Origin of the sequence: Oceanisphaera sp. IT1-181, from assembly GCF_033807535.1 — a bacterium.
In the GTDB taxonomy this organism is placed as follows: domain Bacteria; phylum Pseudomonadota; class Gammaproteobacteria; order Enterobacterales; family Aeromonadaceae; genus Oceanimonas.
In genome coordinates this window covers 2,856,573-2,880,261 of the sequence record NZ_CP136856.1, presented here as the reverse complement: position 1 = coordinate 2,880,261, position 23,689 = coordinate 2,856,573, and the positions used below count along the sequence as shown (strand labels likewise).

The window sequence follows — 23,689 nt, the reverse complement described above, 5'->3', positions numbered from 1 at the left end:
CTCATTTTGCTCATTATTTTTCTAACCATAAAGTCAGTTATTGAGATTGCCATCAGTATTAATACGCTTTGCTAGCATTCTGATAAACTTTTCTTATCAAACGATATAAGCATTTAACTTGTTGGATTTTATTGAAAGGCACCATGATGCGAGCCATGAGGTAGAAAGTCGCATCCCTAATTCAATGAATCATAGAATAATGTTTGCTCTTTCTGACCCTGCGTTATGTTGGGCTGCTGCTCGGTAAATAGCGCAATAAGGATATTTAGTCATTATCGAGGGTAGAAACATGATGAGGTTAGCAGCGATCAAAGCCTCCCTGCGGGGGCCCAACGCTCTGCCACTACGGCCCGTTGACCAAGTAATGGACTTGGAACGACTGGGCGCTATGCACCAGAGCCGATTGAGTTTTATGCGCATTTTAGTGCGCCGCATCATGCTTGAGCGCTGGCAAATCAATACTGCTCGCTTGGATCTGTGTGCCGAGGGTTACGGCACCGTTATTTATGAAATCAACACCGCGCAGGGGCTGTTCAGCTTCGTTATTTTCTCTGATTACTTAAGCTCAGCAGAGCGCAACGACCGCGTGGTTGCCAGTAAATGGGATCTCACCATGGCACTGGTAGCAGGGCGCGTAGAAGACGATTACTTAGCCTTTTTACGCCAAAATGTGCCGTTGCAGGAAGCGGGCCGCGTGGATGCGCGCGTGTTTGTGTTGTCTCGTGCTAATCGCAGTGCGCGCAACTTTGATTATGTGGTTGAGCAATTAGCTCAGGGTGAACAGCCCGATGTAGCCAAAATCGCCAAGGTGGGTTACTTGTATCGCACCACAGCCGTGTACGGCAGTGGCAAGCTGGGCATGGCCGACTGGGATAAAGTCAGCACTCGGTATCCCGACTTTGCACGGCCCTTTGCCGCCGAAATGTTTGCCTGCTTAATGCTGAGAAACTTCAGCTTGTTACAAGTAGAGCACATTGCCCAACAGCGTAATCCGCAGCAATATAATCCCATGCAGCCGCATATCAAACGCTATTTCGGTATCGGCAACTCCACCGGACTTGGCATGGCCCCTTATCTGATTAATCACCCCATGCTTATTAACCAATGGATAGAAATGCGCGAGCTAGCGCTGGCCTTGGTGCGAAGCTTAGGATTTATCGACGACCGCATACGTCAGCAATTGGATGCCTTGTTGGCGCGCTGTGCTCAGCACATGGCGGAGACTTTCACCGAAGATCCTTGGCAGACCAATAATAATGTGCGGGTGATTGAAGATCTCTCGGCGTTGCGCGAGCAAGCGGGTGCCTCGTTGCATGACTGGAATGACTTATTGGCCTGGAGCGAGCAGTACTGTTCACTGCAAGGGCAAGAACTGCTGGTGTCGATACTGCTGGAGCTTTATCCACAATTAGTTGATGGCTTAGATGACTATTACTGCGTGGAAGAGTTTCTTGATCTGGACTCCTTAATGCCACTGCAAAAGCTCAAAGAAGTGATAGAGCGCCGTTACGATTGGGCATTGAAAATAGACTTTAATGCCGTCGGCTCACGAGACATTTTCTGGTATCGATCACAAGATAAAATGGAGCCCCGCCTCGGTGAGTGCGCGCTGGATCAAGGGCGAGAAAAGCAAATGCCACTGGGCGTGGGCTACGCGGTATATAAATGCTACCAGTTGTTGTGCCAATACATTAAAGAACATCCAGAGCACACCACGGCCCGCTTTATGGTGGCGCGGCCCAAATTGCGCGGCATAGTGCGGCGTATTCAAAGTATGGACCGCTGTGTGTACGGCGATATTCAAGCCAATCTGTTAGCTAAAGATGTATTGCCCATGCACCTGCTGCGCTGCAAACTATCCTTTTTTGGCGTGAGTAAGTTCGATCCTCGCTCTAAGTTGTGGGTACGCAACACCATGTTTCAAGGTGCACCGCTGCTAGAAGATATTGGTCACGTTTATAACGATGATTGGTTTATGCCGCTGGCCCCCGTAGTGGGAGGAATTGACTGATGCAAGTGTCAATGAACGAATTAAAAGCGGCCTTGCGCCGATGTTTTGAGGCTTCCGGCTACTTTGTGGGTAACTATGAAGATGCGGCTAACATGGTGTTATGGCTAGAAAAACACGGCCTTAATGGGCTGGCAGAGCTAAAGCGAGCCTTGCCTTACATTGGTCTGGATTTTGATAAGCCGCTTAGTACCGTGGTGTATGAAGACAGTACCTCGGCCATTATCGACAGCAATGGTCGCAGCGCGCTTAACTGCATTGCCTCCTCGATTGATTTGGCGCACGCCAAAGCCTTAGAAAGCGGTATTGCCACTATTACCGTGCATAACTGCCATAACCGTATGTTTGCGCTTAAGGCGCTTACCGACTGCGGGCGACGGGGCATTAGTGTGACCGCCTATTGGCAAAACGGCAGCAAGACGGTTAAAGAATATGCGGCGGGGATTAAAGCCGGAGAGCGCTATCCCAGTTTCAGTGAGGCGACGACCAGCTTAGTGACTAACCCAGATGAGACTCAGGCGCTCACCATAGTGTGCAGCTCGCGAGTGGACTTATCTGCTTCGTTACAGAGCTCTAAGGGTAACCGAAACGCGCGTTACATGAGCCCCGAGCAATTGGCCGATCACAAGGAATACATTATCGACCACGGTATTAACATTGATGATGCGTTATGGAATGACATTAACCGCATAGGTGCCGGTATCTTAGTCGAAAACAGTGAGCGCTCTCGCCAAGGGGCGGGCAGTAAGTAACAGCGCTCTGTATGTATACAGCGCCAAGCGCTTAGCTTAAAGACAGACACCGCTTTTTTGTTAGTTTGATGTTTCTGCTATTTACCTTATTTAAGACCGAGCATTGACCTGTGTCAGTGGCTCGGTTTTTTTATTCAACATTAAAAATTAAACGTTCAATGTTCCCGTGCTACGGGTTCGCTCGGCGCTGTTTCTTTCATGCTAGAATGGCATTTTTTACGGCAGGATAAATGCATGCTGTATTCATCATTAGAGTTGCTGGCGCTGTTAATCGTCACGGTTAGCATCATAGTGCAGGCTTGGGTGGGCATTGGCTTTGGCCTGCTGGCCGCTCCCTTGCTGTACTTAATTGATCCCGCTTATGTGCCAGGACCTGTGTTGATGTTGGGGTGGTTATTATCTGTGGTGGTGGTCTTTAAACAGCGCCATAGTCTTAACTTTCGCCGCGTATTGCCGGCGATCGTGGCGCGCCTGCCGGGCTCTTGGTGTGGAGCGCTGTTATTGGTGAGCATAGCGTCGTGGCAGCTCAGCCTATTTTTTGGTTCGGCTTTATTACTGGCGGTTTGGTTGAGCCTGCGTCGTTATTCGCTGCCGCTCAATGGCGTGAATTTAACGGTGGCGGGCTTTTTATCCGGCGTGTTAGGCACGGCTACGTCTGTGGGCGGCCCGCCGATTGCGCTCTTGTATCAACATGAAGCGCGGCTTACGGCGCGTAACGAAATTGCCGCTTTCTTTTTAGTCGGCACGCCTCTTTCACTGCTGATGCTGTGGTGGCAAGGAGGGGCGAGCGTGCTGGGCTTCTCCTTGATTGTAAAAATGCTGCCGGGGGTTATCATCGGTTTTTGGTTATCCCGCCATTTAGAGCGAGTGGTGAGCGTGGAAAGTGCCAGACCCGCCATTTTATTAGTATCTGCTATTTCTGCCATCGTGGTCTTGATACAAGGCATCTTGGGTGGCTTGGCGGCTTAAGGCAGCGCAGCGGCACGAGAGATCATTAAACAGCGCCGTGTTTAAAATCGAGATGGTTTTTGTTTTGCTGTGCAAAACCGGCCAGCTTAAGCGGCCTCTACATTCGTGCAATATGTAAATATCGGCGTCGCCTGTTTCACCTATTACTATCAATATTATTTTTTCGTGGCAAGAAATCTCTAGGCCTTGTAAACAAGGAGGCATTTATGGATAAAGTACAGCTAGATACACTGCAGCTGGCGCAAGCATTAGGCGATGCCTTATTGGCGCGGGGTTTAACCATTACTACTGCTGAGTCTTGTACCGGTGGTGGCATTGCTTGTGCGATCACCGACATAGCCGGCAGCTCGGCGTGGTTTGAACGGGGTTTTGTTACCTACTCTAACGCCGCTAAAACTGAGATGCTGGGCGTGGACGTCAAGGTGATTGAACGCGAGGGTGCGGTCAGTGAGGCGGTCGTGATCGCCATGGCCAAAGGTGCGTGTGCGCAAAATGGTGACAATTTGGGCGTGGCGGTGAGTGGCGTGGCGGGCCCGGGCGGCGGTAGTTCAGAAAAGCCGGTGGGCACTGTATGGCTGGCTTGTTACTTGGCCGATAAAAATAAGCTGCATACGCGCTTATTGCAGTTAGCGGGTGACAGGCACGCCGTGCGCCAACAAACCATTGTAGCGTCATTGCAAGATGGCTTAGCACTGCTCTCTAGTGACGACAGTCTAGCATGCCTTGTTTAGCGAGAGCGGCTTAATAAAGTGCGTCACTTAGTCTAATCTAAAGGCCTTATGAGTCCGATTCGTCAGCAGTTAGCCTAATCGAGTCATGTTTCGTAAACTACGTCTTACACTGCTATCTTCGAGTCGCGGACTGCCACCTAGATGCACACTTGATACTGTACGAATAACCAGTATAATCAGCGTATAAATTTTTAGACGCATTAGCTTACCCAGCGGAGCAATCATGGATCCAAATAAAGAAAAAGCCTTAGCCGCAGCCCTTGGTCAAATTGAAAAGCAATTTGGTAAAGGCTCCATTATGCGCTTGGGTGACAACAAAGCGTTGAACATAGACTCAGTGTCTACAGGTTCTTTATCACTTGATATCGCGCTGGGTATTGGCGGCTTGCCCATGGGGCGAGTGGTTGAAATTTACGGACCAGAATCCTCCGGTAAAACCACGCTAACTTTGCAAGTGATTGCCGAAGCACAGCGTGAAGGCAAAGTGTGTGCTTTCGTGGATGCTGAGCATGCGCTAGACCCTCTCTATGCAGCTAAGCTGGGTGTTAACGTGGATGAGTTACTTATTTCTCAGCCTGATACCGGCGAACAAGCATTAGAAATTTGTGACATGTTAGTACGCTCAGGTGCGGTAGACGTGATTGTTATCGACTCGGTGGCAGCACTCACACCGCGTGCTGAAATTGAAGGCGAAATGGGTGACTCACACGTGGGCCTCCAAGCCCGTTTGATGTCCCAAGCGCTGCGTAAATTAACCGGTAACATTAAAGCGGCTAACTGCTTAGTAATTTTCATCAATCAAATCCGCATGAAAATTGGTGTGATGTTTGGTAGCCCAGAAACCACCTCTGGTGGTAACGCTTTGAAGTTTTATGCCTCGGTGCGCCTCGACATTCGTCGTATTGGTGCGGTGAAAGAGGGCGATGAAATAGTGGGTAACGAAACCCGCGTAAAAGTCGTGAAAAACAAAGTAGCGCCGCCCTTTAGACAAGCCGAGTTCCAGATTATTTACGGCGAAGGTATTTCCAAGCAAGGCGAGCTGATTGAGCTCGGCGTTAAACACAAGTTTGTGGATAAAGCCGGTGCTTGGTACAGCTACCAAGGCGAGAAGATTGGCCAAGGTAAAGCCAACTCTATCAAGTACTTGTTAGAGCATAAGCACATCTCTGATGAGATAGAGAAAAAGCTGCGCGACTTGCTGCTGCTTAAAGCCGGTGAAGAAAAGGTTAAAGTAGAAGATGCGCCAGGCGCCTTGGGCAACAAACTACCCGAAGACGAAAAAGAAGACTTCTAACGCTATTTATCACGACGTCTAAAAATCAAGGCCGGGCACTCCCGGCCTTTTTTATGTGCCTAAAACAGCGTGAAGAGTGATGCGTAAAGGGTTAAACCAACGTCGAGCGCCAAGCAATAAGAAGAACACAACCCTGTAGAGGCCGCTTTAGCCGGCCGGTGACGCGCAGCGGCACTTATTAGGCTATTTAGTTTTGTTTCACAAAACCGGCCAGCTGAAGCGACCTCTACCAGATAATTAACTCTTCAGGATTTTGTCACCGCCCGTCTTTTTGATAAAGAGGACCTCGGCGCTGCTCTTCACACTTCACACTTCACTCTTTACCCCTCACCCCTTACAATTTCACTATGATTAAAGACCCAGAAAAACTGACCCCGCAAGCATTGTGGCATAGCGCCTTAGGACTGTTGTCGCGCCGTGATCACAGCCGTCTCGAACTCGCACAAAAGCTGCGGCTACGTCAATTTGATCCCGAGCTCATTGAAACCGCCCTCGATAAACTAGTGGAGCAGCAATGGTTGTGCGATGAGCGCTTTGCCCGCATTCAAGTGCGCCAACATGTGTTTAAAAGACACGGCCCTATGCGCATTCGCATGGAGCTTAAGCGTAAAGGGGTGGACGAAAACATTATCGAGCTGGCGCTTGAAGAAGATGAGACCGATTGGTTTGAACTGGCATTAGCCTGTTATCAGTCGCGCTTTCGCGGCCGCGAGATTAATGACATTAAAGAGAAGGCCAAGCGAGTACGTTACTTACAAAGTCGAGGCTTTAATTCCGAACAAGTGCGCTACGCGCTAGAAACCGAGCCAGACTAGCTGTTATTCTGCCGTTAACTTCCTTAAACGCCGGCAAAAGGCAGGCTGCGTTTTACATTAGCGCAGATACCTTTTAAATTAGCTGGGTTAACGCCTATGAACCGAGTGATAGAACAGGATTATCCATGCAGATGACCACATCTGAGTTACGCACCGCGTTTCTCGAGTATTTTCGCCAACAAGGCCACCAGGTAGTGAGCTCCAGCTCACTGGTTCCTCATAACGATCCTACCTTGCTGTTTACCAACGCCGGTATGAACCAATTTAAGGATCTGTTTTTAGGGTTAGAGCAAAGAGCCTATAACAAGGCGACCAGCTCGCAGCGCTGTGTGCGTGCCGGTGGCAAGCATAACGATCTGGAAAACGTGGGCTACACCGCCCGCCACCACACCTTCTTTGAAATGCTGGGTAACTTCAGCTTCGGTGACTACTTCAAGCAAGATGCAATTCGTTTTGCCTGGGAGTTTTTAACCGAAGTAGCACAGCTGCCTAAAGAGAAGCTGTGGGTCACCGTTTATACCACCGATGATGAAGCCTTCGATCTTTGGTCCAAAAAAATGGGCGTGCCAGAAGAGCGCATCGTACGTATTGGCGATAAGGGCGGCGAGTTCCAGTCCGATAACTTCTGGACCATGGGCGATACCGGCCCTTGTGGACCTTGTAGTGAAATATTTTACGATCACGGTGAGCAGATTTGGGGTGGCCCGCCGGGCAGCCCAGACGAAGACGGTGACCGTTATATCGAAATCTGGAATCTGGTGTTTATGCAGTTTAACCGTCATGCAGACGGCACCATGGAGCCGCTACCTAAGCCCTCTGTTGATACCGGCATGGGGTTAGAGCGCATCGCGACCATCTTGCAAGGCGTGCATTCTAACTACGACATTGATCTGTTTCAGGCGTTGATCAAAGCCGCGGCCAAGGCGGTGGGCACCGAGGATTTAAACAGCCAATCGCTGCGCGTGATTGCCGATCATATTCGCTCTTGCTCCTTCTTAATTGCCGATGGCGTTATGCCGTCCAATGAAGGCCGTGGTTATGTGTTGCGCCGTATTATTCGCCGCGCCGTGCGCCATGGTCGTAAGTTAGGAGCCGAGCAGTCGTTCTTCTATACGCTAGTGGGTGCGTTGTGCGAGCAAATGTCTGAAGCCTATCCGGAGCTCAACACCCAACGCGCCATTATCGAAAAAGTGCTGCGTTTAGAAGAAGAGCAATTTGCACGCACGCTGGGTCGCGGTTTACAGCTGTTAGAAGATGCCATTACTGAGCTGGGCGATGCCAAAGTGCTGCCCGGTGAGGTGGTGTTTAAGCTCTACGATACCTATGGCTTCCCGGCTGACTTAACCGCCGACGTGTTGCGTGACCGCGAGCTGAGTATCGATGAAGCGGGCTTTGAAGTGTTGATGCAGCAACAGCGGGTGCGCGCTAAAGAAGCGTCTAACTTTGGTGTGGATTACACCAAGGCCCTGAAAGTGGAAGGCACCACTGCCTTTACCGGTTACGAGCATTTAGCCGAGCCTGCCAATATCACGGCCATCTTTAAAGACGGCGAGTCGGTAACCGCACTGATCGCCGGTGAAGAGGCCGCCATCGTCTTGGATAAAACGCCATTCTACGGCGAGTCCGGTGGTCAGGTAGGCGACAGTGGCGTGATCAAGCTAGACGACGGCCTGTTTGTGGTAAAAGACACCAAGAAAGCCGGTAACGGCGTTTTGCACTTAGGTGTGCTGGAACTGGGCACAGTAGAAGTGGGCGAGTCGGTTACGGCCGCCGTCGACAGCTATCGTCGCCAAGCCATTGCACTGAACCACTCGGTCACGCATTTGCTGCACGCTAGCCTGCGCAAGTTATTGGGTGAGCATGTCACGCAAAAAGGCTCCTTGGTTGATCCTGAACGCTTACGTTTTGACTTCTCGCACCTTGAGGGCATGACGGCGGCGGAATTGCGTGAAATCGAAGACATGGTGAACAAAGATATTCGCGCTAACCACGCGGTCGCTACACAGTTAATGGATTTAGACGGCGCTAAAGAAGCCGGTGCCATGGCGCTGTTTGGTGAGAAGTATGACGATGAAGTGCGCGTCGTTTCTATGGGCGATGCCTCCACCGAGCTGTGCGGCGGTACTCACGTACAACGCACCGGTGATATCGGCTTGTTCAAGATCTTGTCTGAAAGCGGCATTGCGGCCGGCATTCGTCGTATCGAAGCCGTGACCGGTGATGCGGCACTCGCCTACCTGCATCGGCTTAATACTGAGTTAGCGCAAACCGCCGGCTTAGTAAAAGGTGATTTGTTCTCGGTGGCAGACAAAGTGAAGCAAACGCTGGACCGCAGCCGTCAGTTAGAAAAAGAAATCGAGCAGCTTAAAGCCAAGCTCACCGCACAAGCGGGCACGGCATTATTAGAGCAAGTGATCGAGATCAATGGCACTAAGGTACTGATAGCGGATCTTAAGGGTGCTGAGAGCCAATCACTGCGCGGCTCCTTGGACGACCTTAAGGTGAAGCTACAGTCAGGCATAGTGGTGCTGGCCACGGTGAACGACGGCAAGGTGAGCTTGATTGCCGGTGTGACTAAAGACTTAACGGGCAAGGTAAAGGCGGGCGAGCTGGTGAACTTGGTCGCCCAGCAAGTAGGCGGTAAGGGCGGTGGTCGACCCGACATGGCCCAAGCAGGGGGCACTGAGCCCGCTCTGCTGCCGGCAGCATTGGCCTCGGTGACGCCTTGGTTAACGGAGCGTTTATAAGCAAAACCTATCGTTAAGCGCTAACGTGAGCTATAACTATCAGCCATAGCGTGACGCGACAATCAAGCGCTTGAACTGTGAATAGCACTTGATATGTGAATACCAGAGGCCTGTCATTGACAGGCCTCTTGATTTTGTAGCGATTAGCCGAATTTGTTAAAAAAGTAGACTAGGTTTTTCCACCCCTTTAGCGGATAATAAATAACAATTATTTCTAATACATAGCAGCCACAGGAGCACAAGATGCTGATATTGACCAGACGAGTAGGGGAAACCCTAATGATAGGTGATGAGGTTACCGTCACCGTATTGGGTGTAAAGGGTAATCAGGTTCGTATTGGTGTTAATGCACCTAAAGAAGTATCCGTGCACCGTGAAGAGATTTATATGCGTATTCAAGCCGAGAAAGGCAACGCAGACGAGACTTATTAAGTAATTCTTTAAGTAATTCTTTAAGTAATTCTTTAAGTAATTCTTTAAGTAATTCTTTAAGTAATTCTGGAGTGGTTTTTGTTCAAAGTGATGGCTTTTGACGCAAAGCGTACAAAGACTGTGCAAACGAACAAAACAGGTGAGAAAAGGGTTTGACATATTTTCGTGTGACGGTAATATACGCCACACAAACCGGTGAGGTGGCCGAGTGGCTGAAGGCGCTCCCCTGCTAAGGGAGTATGCGTTAATCCGCATCGAGGGTTCGAATCCCTCCCTCACCGCCATATTTAGCACCCTTAGCTCAGCTGGATAGAGTACTCGGCTACGAACCGAGCGGTCGGAGGTTCGAATCCTCCAGGGTGCACCATATCGTAAACAACACATGTGTGTTGGTTATAAAAGAGTAAGACATTTTAAAGCTGCACCTTTAGCTCAGCTGGATAGAGTACTCGGCTACGAACCGAGCGGTCGGAGGTTCGAATCCTCCAAGGTGCACCATCTAAATGTACAGATTGAAGTAAAGATAGAAATTTTACAGTTTTACCTGCACCTTTAGCTCAGCTGGATAGAGTACTCGGCTACGAACCGAGCGGTCGGAGGTTCGAATCCTCCAAGGTGCACCACATTAAAGAAGCCTGCCTCGTGCAGGTTTTTTTGCGTCTGGGGTTTGTGAATTGTTTATTCCCTTGTAACCGACACTTTTTGTTACCTTGTAGGAGCCCGTCTCTTCAGCGAAGAGGACTTCGGCTCGGTTTGGTTGTTGACCATTGGCCTTAAAACAGCCTGCTACGCTGGCTGAGTTTAAAGATTTACACCTGCGGCGTAATGCGCGAATAAATTTACGCCTACAAAAGACGTCGAACTTGTAGCTCGCCGTAAGAGTCGGGCTCTACAAAAAATCGGCAGCTAAAGCGCCGGGCTATAGGCTGCGAGTAGTACGCTTGAAGCCGTCATCCTGACGAAAGTCAGGATCTCGTTCTGGATTTTAGAAACAAAAGCGAGATACCGAGGCAAGCTCGGTATGACGAGAAAACTCGGTGTTTTCTGTAGCCGCCCTACTTTTATACAGAGAGTATGCGGCGGGCCAGCTACGCTGGATGAGTTTAAAGATTTACGCCTGCAGCGTAATGCGCGAATAAATTTACGCCTACAAAAGACGTCGAACTTGTAGCCCGCCGTTTCTTTACCGAGGATACGGGCTCTACAAGGTCAAAACCTAAACATAAACCCGCAGTTCAACTCCTTGCCTAAGGTATACCCCTATGTAGGCACTGCTTTAGCTGTGCACTGGGGCGTAGCCATATTTTTGCTCTGTTCTCCCCGTACGCTCGTATTTTCTTAAATCTACCAACCAATCCATCGCCATTGGTGGGCCTGTGCGTCAGAACCTGCTCTGCAGGATTTCGTCGATCAAAGCACGCGACTACATTCGTGCAATATGTTGGTAGTGGCGCGGCTGCGCGCAATGTTTAATTCCACCTTCACCCTTCACCCTTCAACATTGCCCATAAAGCTCAGGCACAAAAAAGGCGCCCTGAGGCGCCTTATACAATCATTGGGTTAACTTAAGCTGATGCTTCGTCTTCCAGACCTACGATTAACCAAGGGGCATTCTCTTGGGTTAGGTCGCGCTCTAAGTGCCACACTTCTTTAATGTCTTGCTCTATGGCTTCGTGGCTGTCGCGATAGCGACCGCTAAACTTCAAGCTCACTTGTGCGTGATAAGAGGTATGGTCGGCACGTACCAGCTCGGCGTCCACAAACATCACCTCTGTATGCTGGTCGCCGGTTAAGGTGGCACGCTCTTGGCTTAAATCAGCAAACAACTCTGGAGACACGTATTCGCGGATTTTTTCTAAGTCGTTGGTATTCCATGCCTGTTGCAAGGTGCGGTAATGCTCGCGTGAGCCTTGCAAAAATGCCTGCATATCAAAACCTGGGGGCAGGTTAAACGGCACATCGCTAGGCGCGAAACCGTTGCTGGCAGTATTGGAGTCTGCAGCAGGGGTGGCTGCAAACGGCTTGGGTGCTTCAAACTGCTGGGGGCCACCGAACGCGGGGCGCGCTGTTTGCGCTTTGCCTTTGCGTAAGGTGCTAAAGATCTTAAAGGCCACAAATGCCAGACCTGCCATCAGCAAGAAGTCCATCATCTTAAAGCCTTCAAAAGCACCTGAGCTGAACAATGCAGCCAGTAAACCACCGGCCAATAAGCCACCTAACAGACCACCCATCATGCCACCTGATTTCTTCGGCGTTTGAGTTTGACCGGCTTGGTTAGCGGTGTTTTGTTTAGCGGGTTGAGCGGGGGCTGTTTTATAAGACTTACCAAAAGAGCGACCGCCGCCCATTTTACGGGCTTCGGCATCAAATGCGGTGGCAGTAATGCCAATCGCAAAAATAAGTGTAAATAACGTAAGCAATTTGCGCATGTTAACTTCCTTGAATGACAGACCAGCACATCCTAAAGCAGGGACATGTTATGTCAACGGGTGACCACGTGATCACGCATTAACCCGTAAGAATAACACTGAATAGTCGTTGGGTGCAGATAATCGAACAGATGTTAATGGTCGGCTATCACAGTACAATAACCGCTTATGACTGACCTACTCACGCCCTGGTCATAGGTAATAGCAGAGAGAACTTCATGAGCGAGAAAACCGTCACTAAAATCGATCAGGCTGTGGCCCAGCTAAAAATGCCGCCCCATTCCTTTGAAGCAGAACAATCTGTGCTGGGTGGCTTATTACTGGATAACAATGCCTGGGATCGAGTGTCGGAAAAAGTCTCTGAGCCGGATTTTTATAGTCGGCCGCACCGCTTAATTTTTCAAGCTATGCAGCGTCTGAGCATGCTGAACAACCCCATCGACTTGATCACGGTGCAAGAAGATCTGGAGCGCCACGAATCTTTGGATACGGTCGGTGGCTTTTCATATTTAGTCGAAATCGCCAAAAACACCCCTAGCGCCGCCAACATAGGCGCTTATGCAGAAATCGTGCGTGAGCGGGCCTTAGTGCGAGAAATGATTGCCGTGGCCAATGACATCGCCGAGGCGGGCTTTGATCCTCAAGGTCGTAATGCGGGTGAGCTGATTGATCTGGCAGAAACCAAAGTTTTTAAAATTGCCGAAAGCCGCACCAATGCCAATGAAGGGCCACAGCCGCTGCGCAGCTTGCTAGAAAAAACCGTCGGTAAAATAGAAGAGCTCTATAAAAACCCGCATCAGGGCATTACCGGTGTGTCTTCCGGTTATAAAGATCTGGATAAAATGACCGCTGGCTTTCAGTCCTCCGATTTGATTATCGTGGCCGCGCGACCTTCTATGGGTAAAACGACTTTCGCAATGAACCTTTGTGAGCACGCTGCACTGACAAGTGACAAACCTGTGCTAATATTCTCCTTGGAAATGCCCTCTGAGCAGATTATTATGCGGATGCTCGCGTCCTTAGGGCGCATCGATCAAACTAAGATCCGAACTGGGCAGTTAGATGATGAAGATTGGGCCAGATTGTCTTCAACCATGGGCATGCTGCTGGAGAAGGGTCGACTTTATATTGATGACTCTTCTGGCTTAACGCCCACCGAAGTACGAGCGCGCGCACGGCGTATTGCCCGCGAGCACGGCGGCATTAGCATGATCATGATCGATTATTTGCAGTTAATGACGGTGCCGGGCTTATCAGAAAACCGGACGCTAGAAATTGCCGAAATATCACGCTCGCTGAAATCCTTGGCCAAAGAGCTGGAAGTGCCGGTAGTGGCATTGTCGCAGCTAAACCGAAGCCTAGAGCAGCGCGCAGATAAACGGCCGATCAACTCGGATCTGCGTGAATCAGGCTCCATTGAGCAAGATGCGGATTTGATTATGTTTATCTATCGCGATGAGGTTTATCACGACGATAGCGTTGAGAAAGGTATCGCCGAGATCATTATCGGCAAGCAACGAAATGGACCTATAGGCAGAGTTCGGCTCACGTTTCAGGGGCAATATTCGCGCTTTGATAACTATGCGGGGCCGGCATTTGATGATGAATATTAAGGAGCAAGGATGGATGCACACGGAGCTATTGCTCGCATCAGTCTAGCAGCAGTGCAGCATAATTTTCGCCGCGCTAAGCAACTGGCCCCCACGGCTAAAGTGATGGCAGTAGTTAAAGCGAATGCCTATGGTCACGGTGACTTGAGCGTGGCTGCTGCGTTAAAAGATGAAGCCGATTTATTTGCCGTAGCGCGCTTTGAAGAAGCGCAAAAGCTGCGCGCCGGCGGTATCACCCAACCTATTTTGTTGCTGTCGGGCTTTTTAAACGCCGACCAACTGCAATATTCTGCCCTTCATAACTTCCAAGTCTGTATTCATCAAACCGAGCAACTGGCGTTACTGGAGCGCACGCCCTTAGCCGCGCCCATTACGGTGTGGCTAAAAATTGATTCCGGCATGCATCGCATCGGTTTTAGCCCCGAGCAGGCCGAAGAAATATTGGTTCGGTTAAGCGCTATCAAGCAAGTGGTACAGCCGGTGAATGCCATGACCCACTTTGCCCGCGCCGATGAGCCCGAGCAGCGCGCCATTACCGAGGCGGCGATCAAACGGTTTAAGCAAGCCACCGCTGGCAAGGTGAAACACAGCGCGCTCTGTAACTCGGCCGGTGTCATGGCCTTTCCTGAAGCACACGCAGATTTTATTCGCCCCGGCATCATGCTCTATGGCATTACGCCTTTTAGCGACCAGCAGGGCACAGACGTCGGCCTGCGTCCCGCCATGAACTTTACTAGCAGCTTAATTGCGGTGCGCGAGCACAAAGCCGGCGAGCCGGTGGGCTATGCAGGTAGCTGGATTAGCCCCAGAGATACCCGCATCGGCGTAATAGCCGTGGGGTACGGCGATGGTTATCCACGCATGGCACCGACTGGCACGCCTGTGCTTATTAATGGCCGTCGCGTGCCCTTAGTGGGTCGCGTAGCTATGGACATGGCCACCGTCGACTTAGGCCCTGAGGGCGATGAGCAAGTAGGGGATGAAGTCTTGCTGTGGGGAGAGGGCTTAGCCGCAGAAGAAGTGGCGCGCCACGTAGGCACCATTGCCTATGAGCTGGTGACCCGCTTAACCGCCCGCCCACGCTGGGAATACGTGGATTAGTCTGTGAGGTGTAAATAGTGAGGTGAGAGGTGTTAATTGCTGCCTTACAACATCAGCTTGCGAGTGTAGTTTTGCTCCTCACTCCTTTCACCTCACGCCTCACTTTGTGTTGTTTGGCACTGTCGGCATTGGCCGTGGGCTTCAATTGACTGATTGGTGATCACAAAGCCATTGTTTTGCGCTTGATGCTCAAAAGCCTGATTGATGGCTTCATCGTGCAGCTCTATCACCAAGCCACATTGGTTACAGATCAGCAATTGCATGGGGTGATGCTCGTCAAAATGCTCACAAAACAAAAAGGCATTTAACGACTCTACCTTGTGCACAAACCCCTGCGCTAACAAAAAATCCAAGGCTCGATACACAGTGGGCGGCTTAGCGTTGGGCTCTCGCTCTTTTAGCCTATCTAATAAGTCATAGGCACTCACCGCTCCCGGATATTCAGCGATAAGCATAAATACATTACGGCGAGTCGGAGTAAAGCGCACACCGCGCTGTTTGCACAGCAAATCCGCACGCTCAAGCTGATGTGGAATAGACATATTTGATAGCACCCTCACTGATCACAGCGCGCATCTTACCACACTCATCTTTAGCTTCATCTAAACAAGCTTTGGGTAGTGCGCCGCCTTGGGTATAATGGCGGCCTTTCTGTACAAAAAGACCTCAACTATATGACTCATTATCCCAGTGCTCGCTTCTCCGTCGCCCCAATGCTCGATTGGACTGACCGCCATTGCCGTTACTTTCATCGGCTGATGAGCCGCCATGCGCAGCTGTATACGGAAATGGTCACTACCGGCGCGATTTTGTATGGCAAAGGTGATTACCTCAGCTTTAGTGAGCCAGAGCATCCTTTGGTATTGCAGTTGGGTGGCAGCGACCCAAGCGCCTTGGCGGCCTGTGCCGTGTTAGCCGAGCAGCGCGGCTACGGTGAAATTAACCTCAACGTCGGTTGCCCGTCGGATCGAGTGCAAAACGGCATGTTTGGCGCGTGTTTAATGGCTGAGCCTCAGCGTGTGGCTGACAGCATAGCGGCCATGAAGGCGGCAGTAGCCATTCCTGTGACGGTGAAAACTCGCATCGGTATCGATGAGCTCGATAGCTATGAATTTCTCTGCACGCTCGTCGATGGCTTAGCCGAAGTGGGCGTGGATGCGCTAATCGTACATGCGCGCAAAGCATGGCTGAAGGGCTTAAGCCCTAAGCAAAACCGCGATGTGCCGCCGCTGGATTATGAGCGTGTTTATCAGCTCAAGCGTGATTACCCCAATCTCACCATAGCGGTAAACGGCGGCATTAAAACGTTAGATGAAGCCAAGCTGCATTTGGCACAACTCGATGGCGTTATGCTGGGCCGTGAGGTCTATCAAAACCCCTATATTTTGGCACAAGTGGATGGCGAGCTGTTTGGTGATCGCTATGAAGTGCCGAGCCGCCATGAAGTGATCCGCCAATTGTTGCCTTATATAGAGCAGCAACTGAGCCAAAATACCTACCTCGGCAACGTAACGCGCCATACCTTGGGGATATTTCAAGGCTTACCGGGTGCCCGCGCTTGGCGTCGCCATTTAAGTGAAAATGCCCACAAACCCGGTGCCGGCCCCGAAGTCGTAGAAGCGGCCATGTCCAAGGTGCCCGAGTTTTGTTATATCGATTAAAGGCCTAGCGCCCAGCATTTGGTTTGTTTTTAGCTGATCGCTTAAAGCTCACTGCTGATAATTGGGTTGATAGGTGGCGCCTATCAATCCAATAGAAACTAACGGTTTAACTTACGCCATCAGTTTGGGCATACTGACTCCATTGAAGCAAAACACACTTAAAACAAAGCACACTCATTAAGGGGTAAGTTATGTTAGAAGATAAAACCGGTCAGGCTGTTCCTCAGGTTACATTTAGAACTCGCCAAGGCGAGCAGTGGGTGGATGTTAGCACTGACGATATTTTTAAAGGTAAAACAGTAGCTGTGTTTTCACTACCCGGCGCCTTTACGCCCACTTGTTCTTCCACTCATTTACCACGTTATAACGAGTTAGCCGCGGTATTAGCCGAAAACGGCGTCGACGATATCGTGTGTTTAAGTGTGAATGACACTTTCGTGATGAACGCTTGGTTAGCGGATCAAGAAGCCGAGCATATTCGTGTGCTGCCAGACGGCAACGGTGAATTTACCGACGGCATGGGCATGTTGGTGGACAAACAAGACTTAGGTTTTGGTAAGCGTTCATGGCGCTATTCTATGCTGGTGAAAGACGGCATTATCGACAAAATGTTTATCGAGCCTAATAAGCCAGGTGACCCGTTTGAGGTGTCCGACGCCGATACCATGCTGGCTTACCTTAACCCTACAGCGCTTAAGCCCTCGGCCATTACCGTATTTAGTAAGCCAGGCTGTCCGTTCTGCTTACGTGCTAAGCAAATGTTGTCAGATAAAAACATGCGCTTTGAAGAAGTAGTATTAGGCAAAGGCGTGAGCAGCACTACCTTAAAAGCCGTATCCGGTCGTAGCACGGTACCGCAGATCTTCATTGATGGTCGCCATATTGGTGGCAGTGAAGAGCTGACCGAATACTTAGCATAAGTATGATAGAGCAGATCTTTGTCGATGGCCGTCACTCGTTTAGATGGGCGGCAGCGAAGAATTAGCAATGTACTTTGCGTAAAACACCTAAGTAATACATACCTAAACCCACAGCGCCGACGAAAGTCGGCGCTGTGGGTTTAGCTGGGCGCGTTAATGTTTGATCTCGATCCTGTTTAGTCATTAGCCGGCTGTTTTGCTTATGGATTTAGTCTAACGTTGAATGGTCGGATTTAGGAATCATCCAATGCTCAGAATAAATTGTTCTGAACAGCTAGCTTTCTGAGCTATCGATTAAGCCTAGGAGTAAAGATGCGCAAACAGCTGCAAGTCGATGTCGCCATTATTGGCAGTGGTACTGCGGGTTTAGCCGCTTGGCGTACCGCCAGTAAGCAGGGTAAAAAAGTGCTGCTTATTGAATCTGGCCCGATCGGCACTACCTGTGCGAGGGTAGGCTGCATGCCCTCTAAGTTATTGATTGCCGCCGCCGACAGCGCCCATGCAGTGCGCCAAGCAACCGGCTTTGGTGTACAGCCGGGCAAGCTCATCATAGATGGCAAAGCGGTGATGCAGCGGGTGAAGAGTGAGCGGGATCGCTTCGTCAGTTTGGTTATCGACTCCATCGACTCAATTCCAGCTGAAAATAAGCTCACCGGCTTTGCCCGCTTTATCGACGCCAATACCTTAATGGTGGATGAGCACACTCAAGTCACGGCGACCAGTATTGTGATTGCCACCGGCTCGCGCGCATCCTATCCCAGCGATTGGCAGCAATTGGGTGATCGATTAGTGATCAACGATGATGTCTTTGCTTGGGACGATTTACCTAAGTCGGTGGCCTTATTTGGCCCTGGTGTGATTGGCTTAGAGTTAGGGCAAGCGCTGCATCGCTTAGGCGTTAAAGTGTGGATGCTGGGCCGGGGCGGAAAATTAGGGCCATTTACCGATGAAAAAGTAATGGACTACGCCCAAACCTTATTCAGTGCCGAGTTTTATTTAGACACGGATGCCAAAGTGCAACGCATGCACAGGGTGGGCGAGCAGGTTGAAATTGAATTTACTGATCCCGAAGGCGTCAATGAAGTTATCTTGGTGGATTATGTGATTGCCGCCACCGGTCGTCAGCCCAATGTGGATAAACTGGGGCTGGAGACACTGGCGCTAGCGCTGGATGAAAAGGGCACGCCAATAGTGGATGCCCACACTATGCAAACCAGCATGGCGCATATTTTTCTCGCGGGCGATGCCAGTAATCAGTTGCCGCTGTTGCACGAGGCTAACGATCAGGGGCGCATTGCTGGTGATAATGCGGCGCGTTTTCCACAGGTGTTGCCAGGCTTTAGGCACAGTACTTTGTCTATCGTCTTTACCTCGCCGCAAATCGCCATGGTCGGCGAAAGTTATCAGGCATTAGAGCTACGTTCTCAACAGGGCGGCCAAAAAATCTCTGAGTCTGGTGCTTGCTTTGCCGTTGGTGAAGCGAGCTTTGAAGATCAAGGTCGCAGCCGAGTGATGCGCCGCAATCAAGGTTTGCTGCGTGTATACGGCGAGCCCGTTACCGGCCGCTTTCTGGGCGCCGAGATGATAGCGCCGGACGCCGAACACTTGGCGCACTTATTGGCGTGGGCCCATCAAAGTGAAATGACAGTGGCCCAAATGCTGACCATGCCGTTTTATCACCCCGTCGTAGAAGAAGGCTTAAGAACCGCGTTGCGCGATTTAAACGCCAACTTAAAACTAGGCTCCGCCATCGAAGACCGCTGCATGGAATGCGGGGTAGGGGATTAGTTCAGCACCGAGCGCCGAGCACCAAGCGCCTAGCGAAAAGATAAAACCTAAACCTATTTCTTGCCACGGAAAAAGTTCCCTCTTAGTTTATGAGAGGCACGGAAGAGGTCACGTGCGACGAGTTATAACAGCGCCTAGCGCTAAGCACCAAGCGCCGAGCTAAAAGACCAACACCGCCCTTTATTGAGCTTGGTGCTCGGCGCTGCTTTAAGGACCTATATGAATTTACGGGATTTGGAATATTTAGTGGCGCTGTCCCAAGAGCGCCACTTTCGTAAGGCCGCCGAGAAGTGCTTTGTTAGTCAACCGACGTTAAGCGGTCAGTTACGAAAATTAGAAGAAGAGTTAGGGGTTATACTGATCGAGCGTACGTCTCGTTCGGTATTGCTCACCCCCGCTGGCGACGCTATTACCGCTCAGGCGAAGCGGGTTTTGGCGGAAACCAAAGAGCTAACAGACATAGCGCGCACCTTTACCGATCCCATGTCCGGTGAGCTGCACATCGGCTTGATCCCAACTGTAGGGCCTTATTTATTACCGCATATTATTCCAGCCCTTAAGCAGCACTTTCCTGAGTTGCAGTTGTATTTATACGAAGCACAGACCCATACCCTGCTCAAGCAATTAGCCGATGGCGAGCTCGATTGTTTGATTTTAGCGCAGCTCGATAACATGGAAAATTTTGGTAGCTTGCCCCTGTATCTCGAGCCTATGCTGCTGGCACTGCCCAGCGACCATGCTTGGGCTAACCGTAGTCAAGTGGCCTTGAGTGAGCTAACAGGCGAGAAGTTATTAATGCTGGAAGATGGCCATTGCTTGCGGGATCAAGCCATGGGTTTTTGCTTTGCCGCCGGCATTGGCGAAGATCAGCACTTTAAAGCCACCAGTCTTGAAACCTTGCGCAACATGGTGGCCGCCGGCTCAGGCTTAACCTTAATGCCCAAGTTAGCCATTAATACGCAGCAAAACCAGCTCCCGCAAAGCACTGGCGGCGTTAGCTATATTCCGGTGGTGGATCCCGAGCCCAGCCGAGCCATCAGCTTATTACACCGCAGCCATTCAGTGCGCCGGCCTTGTTTTAATGAAATGGCGAAACTGATTAAGAGCAGCGTCGGTATTGTGGTTATGTAGAACGCTATAACAGATGTGGAACTGAAAAAATCTTCTTTGCCACGGAAGAACACGGAAGGCACGGACGCAGTTCACGTGCGACAAAGGCCAAAGATATGTTAGACGGTAAGAGCTTGATCTCTGATAATGGGGTGTTTGGCCCTTACCACTTAAGGATTTCTCAGATCTAATCACTATTTTTCCTTCAGTTGTTCGTGCCTTCCGTGGCCGATAGGTTTTAGCTTTTTAAGAAAAATTGACCGAAAATTCCACAGAAGTTATGAGCTATTACTTAAGTAATGCTGCGGAACTAACGTGGATTTTGTCGTTACAGGCTCTTAAAAGATTCAAGACTCCTTAGCCACTGTCTTAGCGCTGGGTTTTGACCTTGTAGGTGCAAATTTATTCAGCACGGTTTGGCTTTAGGTTTGGTTCTAAAACTAACCAGCTACGCTGGCCCGGCGAATAAATTGCCGGCTACGGGGTATGGTATCTTTCGTAGGTGGCCGTCTCTTCGGCGAAGAGAGCTTCGCCGCAGTTTGGAGCTTGGCTATCCACATAAGTTATGCCGGATTACTTATGTAGAGGCCGTCTTTAGCCGGCCGGTTTTGTGCAACAAAACGAGAAGTTTAATAACCATCGCCATTCTGCTGCATCTACGCTGTTTGATAACCAGTGGCCAGGTCAGTTGCTCGGTGCCTGTGGCACGACGCTAGACTTCCCACGTCGGATCATGGGAACGATAGACACAGTACCGCTACGCGCCACCAGCCGGCTAAAGCGGCTTCTACAAAAAAACCACCTCGTATCCATGCTCCTACGTGGATGTGTGCTTGCCGTTCGCTGCTAAAACAAAAATCCACGCCTTGGCGTGGATTTTTTCTGATTTAGCTCGGTGCTAATTTTCTAAAACAAATCATCCGTGACGCTGGTGCCACCAAAGGATTGGCTGGTTTCTGGGCGACTGTAGTATTTAGGCTCGGTGCCGGGCACAAAATACTCAGTTATTCCTTTACCTGTGGTTTTCAAGCCAGTGTTAGGGTCGATAGTCGCGGTATACAAACCGCTGGGCATAGGTCGGTCGCGCTCAGGGAATTGTGCGAGCGCCGCCTTCATATAGCCAATCCAAATGGGCAGGGCGGTACTGGCGCCAAACTCGCCGCCGGCTACTTGGTTACCATCAAGGTTGGCGTTGTAAGCCGTGCGGCCTAAGGGGCGGCCAAAGTCATCAAAGCCTACCCAAGCACTGGCTACGCGATCCGGGGTGAAGCCAGAAAACCAAGCGTCACGAGATTCGTTAGTGGTACCAGTTTTACCGGCAATATCTTGTCTGTTTAACGCTTTTCCGGCGCGCCAACCGGTACCGTTCCAATGACGACCACGGCTAGTTCCGCCCCAAATGGCGGAGTTGAGCGCTTCGCTAATTAAAAATGAGGTCTCTTCGCTGATCACCTGCGTGACCATAGGCTCGGCTTCATACAAGATTATGCCGTTGCTGTCTTCGATGCGTTGTACCACAAACGGCGTGACTTTTTTACCGCCGTTGGCGAACGCCGCATAGCCGGTGGCCATTTGCAAAGGCGTGGCAGACGGCGAACCTAACGCTAGGCTGTCGGTGGCGGGAATATTCGCCGTATCAAAGCCTAAGTCGTTGAGGCGCTGCAGGGCTATCGGAATGCCCGTGCCTTGCAATAAACGAATAGAGACCACGTTTTTAGAACGGGCTAGCGCTTCGCGCACGCGCATTGGGCCGTCATAGACGTTTGGCGAGTTACGCGGCCGCCAGCTTTTACCCGTACCCGGATCCCAATGATTAATGGGCGCATCATTCACCATGCTCGCTAGGCTAAAGCCATTATCCAGCGCTGCCGAATAGATAAAGGGTTTAATATTAGAACCCATTTGTCGCTCTGCTTGTTGGGCGCGGTTAAATTTATTTAAGGTGAAGTTAAAGCCGCCCACGAGTGAGGTAATGGCGCCATTATTGGGATCAAGGGCGGCAAGCGCCCCGTTAATCTCTGGCAATTGCGCCAGCATCCACTGCTCACCTTGCGGGCGCACCCAAATTAAGTCCCCCACCGCGACGGCATCTTTAGCTTGGCGTAGTGCATGGCCTTGGCGATTGTCGGCAATATAGGGGCGTGCCCATTTTAGGCCATCCCACGCCAAAGTCAGCTCACCTTTATTCTTAACTTGTACGGTGGCACTGCGCGCCGCCACTGCGGTGACGACCGCCGGCTCTAATGGCCAATAGCTGGGTAAGCTCGCCAAATGCTCAGTAATTTGTTCGTTTGACCAAGCCGTACCTTGCCATAATTGCTCGGTGGCACCGCGATAACCGTGGCGCAAATCATAAGCCAGCAACCCATCCACCAATGCTTGTGTACCTGCTTGCTGTTCCTCTGATTGCACTGTGGTATAGACTTTTAAACCTTGGGTGTAAGCATCTTCACCAAACATGCTCAAGGCGAATTGATGCGCCATTTCTGCAATATAAGGTGCACTAAGGGTAATTTCGGCGCCGTGGTAGCGCGCTGCCACAGGCACGGCCATGGCTTCGTTGTATTGTGCGCGGCTAATTTTGCCAGTATCTAGCATACGGCCCAGCACCACGGCTCTGCGCTCTGCGGCACGAGTGGGGTTGCTGATGGGGTTTAATACGGAGGGGCCTTGGGGCAAGCCGGCAATCATGGCCACTTCTGCCAAGGTCAGATCCGCGACTTCTTTACCGTAATACACTTGTGCTGCCGCGCCCACACCATGAGAGCGATGACCCAGCGCTATTTTGTTTAAATACAGCGCCAAAATTTCATCTTTACTCAACAAAGATTCGATATGCATGGCGAGGAAAATTTCTTTAATTTTGCGGGTAATGGTTTTTTCCCGGGTTAAAAAGAAATTTCGCGCCACCTGTTGGGTGATAGTACTGGCACCTTGACGTTTTTCACCTGTGGTAAACCAGACTACGGCCGCACGACTAATACCAATCACATCTATGCCGGGATGCTCATAGAAACGCGCATCCTCGGTCGCTAATACCGCATCAATCAACATAGGTGGCATGTCTTCAATTGCAATTGGCGTACGGCGTTGTTCGCCATATTGAGAGATCAGCTCACCGTCTTGACTGAAAATACGCATTGGCGTTTCAAGACGAATATCTTTTAACTCGGATACATCTGGCAACTCAGGCTTTACCTGTTGATAAAGCACAAACACGCCAGCTATGGCGCAAAAGCCTAAGAATAAACCGAATATGAAGAGGCGAATTAGCCATTTAAGCATGTAGTAGTAACCCAGAATTATTTATCGCTCATTTAGA

17 protein-coding genes and 4 tRNA genes are annotated in these 23,689 nt (G+C 50.5%); 18 read left to right on the top strand and 3 right to left on the bottom strand.

Annotated elements, in window-relative coordinates; genetic code table 11:
* Positions 1 to 289 precede the first annotated feature (289 nt).
* The 12 genes from R0134_RS12735 to R0134_RS12680 all read left to right on the top strand — a co-directional run bounded on the left by R0134_RS12735 (position 290) and on the right by R0134_RS12680 (position 10,371).
* Complete coding sequence (locus R0134_RS12735; protein ID WP_319782329.1) at positions 290 to 2,011, top strand: hypothetical protein; 1,722 nt, start codon at positions 290 to 292, stop codon at positions 2,009 to 2,011.
* Positions 2,011 to 2,760 (top strand): DUF3726 domain-containing protein, encoded by a 750-nt coding sequence (locus R0134_RS12730; protein WP_319782328.1) that lies wholly within the window; start codon positions 2,011 to 2,013, stop codon positions 2,758 to 2,760. The genes R0134_RS12735 and R0134_RS12730 overlap by 1 nt, the downstream gene beginning before the upstream one ends.
* A 234-nt stretch (positions 2,761 to 2,994) precedes the next feature.
* On the top strand, positions 2,995 to 3,729 hold the full coding sequence (locus tag R0134_RS12725) for a sulfite exporter TauE/SafE family protein (protein WP_319782327.1): 735 nt from the start codon (positions 2,995 to 2,997) through the stop codon (positions 3,727 to 3,729).
* Between the two features lie 206 nt (positions 3,730 to 3,935).
* Positions 3,936 to 4,460 (top strand): nicotinamide-nucleotide amidohydrolase family protein, encoded by a 525-nt coding sequence (locus R0134_RS12720; protein ID WP_319782326.1) that lies wholly within the window; start codon positions 3,936 to 3,938, stop codon positions 4,458 to 4,460.
* A 223-nt stretch (positions 4,461 to 4,683) separates the two neighbouring features.
* Complete coding sequence (recA, locus tag R0134_RS12715; protein ID WP_319782325.1) at positions 4,684 to 5,754, top strand: recombinase RecA; 1,071 nt, start codon at positions 4,684 to 4,686, stop codon at positions 5,752 to 5,754.
* Positions 5,755 to 6,101: 347 nt separating this feature from the next.
* Positions 6,102 to 6,569: a regulatory protein RecX gene (locus R0134_RS12710; RefSeq protein ID WP_319782324.1), complete on the top strand. Its 468-nt coding sequence runs from the start codon at positions 6,102 to 6,104 to the stop codon at positions 6,567 to 6,569.
* A gap of 125 nt (positions 6,570 to 6,694) precedes the next feature.
* Positions 6,695 to 9,316, top strand: a complete 2,622-nt coding sequence (alaS, locus tag R0134_RS12705; protein WP_319782323.1) for an alanine--tRNA ligase — start codon at positions 6,695 to 6,697, stop codon at positions 9,314 to 9,316.
* A gap of 243 nt (positions 9,317 to 9,559) precedes the next feature.
* On the top strand, positions 9,560 to 9,748 hold the full coding sequence (gene csrA, locus R0134_RS12700; RefSeq protein ID WP_319782322.1) for a carbon storage regulator CsrA: 189 nt from the start codon (positions 9,560 to 9,562) through the stop codon (positions 9,746 to 9,748).
* Positions 9,749 to 9,942: 194 nt separating this feature from the next.
* Positions 9,943 to 10,032, top strand: a tRNA-Ser gene (locus tag R0134_RS12695).
* Positions 10,033 to 10,038: 6 nt separating this feature from the next.
* Positions 10,039 to 10,115 (top strand) — tRNA-Arg (locus tag R0134_RS12690).
* Positions 10,116 to 10,169: 54 nt separating this feature from the next.
* Positions 10,170 to 10,246 (top strand) — tRNA-Arg (locus tag R0134_RS12685).
* A 48-nt stretch (positions 10,247 to 10,294) separates the two neighbouring features.
* A tRNA-Arg gene (locus R0134_RS12680) sits at positions 10,295 to 10,371 on the top strand.
* Positions 10,372 to 11,313: 942 nt separating this feature from the next.
* Here the strand turns inward: R0134_RS12680 and R0134_RS12675 are convergent.
* Positions 11,314 to 12,177 (bottom strand): Tim44 domain-containing protein, encoded by an 864-nt coding sequence (locus R0134_RS12675; RefSeq protein ID WP_319782321.1) that lies wholly within the window; start codon positions 12,175 to 12,177, stop codon positions 11,314 to 11,316.
* 218 nt (positions 12,178 to 12,395) lie between these two features.
* On the opposite strand from R0134_RS12675, the gene dnaB reads away from it, so the two are divergent.
* Positions 12,396 to 13,790, top strand: coding sequence for a replicative DNA helicase (dnaB, locus tag R0134_RS12670; RefSeq protein ID WP_319782320.1), 1,395 nt, complete (start codon positions 12,396 to 12,398; stop codon positions 13,788 to 13,790).
* Between the two features lie 9 nt (positions 13,791 to 13,799).
* Complete coding sequence (gene alr / locus R0134_RS12665; protein WP_319782319.1) at positions 13,800 to 14,888, top strand: alanine racemase; 1,089 nt, start codon at positions 13,800 to 13,802, stop codon at positions 14,886 to 14,888.
* Positions 14,889 to 14,980: 92 nt separating this feature from the next.
* Here alr and zur read toward each other — a convergent pair whose 3' ends face one another.
* On the bottom strand, positions 14,981 to 15,430 hold the full coding sequence (gene zur, locus R0134_RS12660) for a zinc uptake transcriptional repressor Zur (RefSeq protein WP_319782318.1): 450 nt from the start codon (positions 15,428 to 15,430) through the stop codon (positions 14,981 to 14,983).
* Positions 15,431 to 15,562: 132 nt separating this feature from the next.
* Between zur and dusA the strand changes: the two genes are divergently transcribed.
* The 4 genes from dusA (at position 15,563) to oxyR (ending at position 20,388) form a co-directional block, all read left to right on the top strand.
* Entirely contained in the window at positions 15,563 to 16,549 is a 987-nt protein-coding gene (gene dusA / locus R0134_RS12655) for a tRNA dihydrouridine(20/20a) synthase DusA (protein ID WP_319782317.1), read from the top strand.
* Positions 16,550 to 16,740: 191 nt separating this feature from the next.
* A complete protein-coding gene (locus R0134_RS12650; protein ID WP_319782316.1) occupies positions 16,741 to 17,469 on the top strand; it encodes a glutathione peroxidase in 729 nt (242 codons plus the stop codon).
* Positions 17,470 to 17,781: 312 nt separating this feature from the next.
* Positions 17,782 to 19,257 carry a dihydrolipoyl dehydrogenase gene (locus tag R0134_RS12645; protein WP_319782315.1) on the top strand — a complete coding sequence of 492 codons (1,476 nt, stop codon included), beginning with the start codon at positions 17,782 to 17,784 and terminating at the stop codon, positions 19,255 to 19,257.
* A 219-nt stretch (positions 19,258 to 19,476) separates the two neighbouring features.
* The gene (gene oxyR / locus R0134_RS12640; protein ID WP_319782314.1) at positions 19,477 to 20,388 is read left to right on the top strand and encodes a DNA-binding transcriptional regulator OxyR; all 912 of its coding nucleotides are present in this window, start codon (positions 19,477 to 19,479) and stop codon (positions 20,386 to 20,388) included.
* Between the two features lie 885 nt (positions 20,389 to 21,273).
* Here oxyR and R0134_RS12635 read toward each other — a convergent pair.
* The gene (locus R0134_RS12635; RefSeq protein ID WP_319782312.1) at positions 21,274 to 23,652 is read right to left on the bottom strand and encodes a PBP1A family penicillin-binding protein; all 2,379 of its coding nucleotides are present in this window, start codon (positions 23,650 to 23,652) and stop codon (positions 21,274 to 21,276) included.
* Positions 23,653 to 23,689 lie beyond the last annotated feature (37 nt).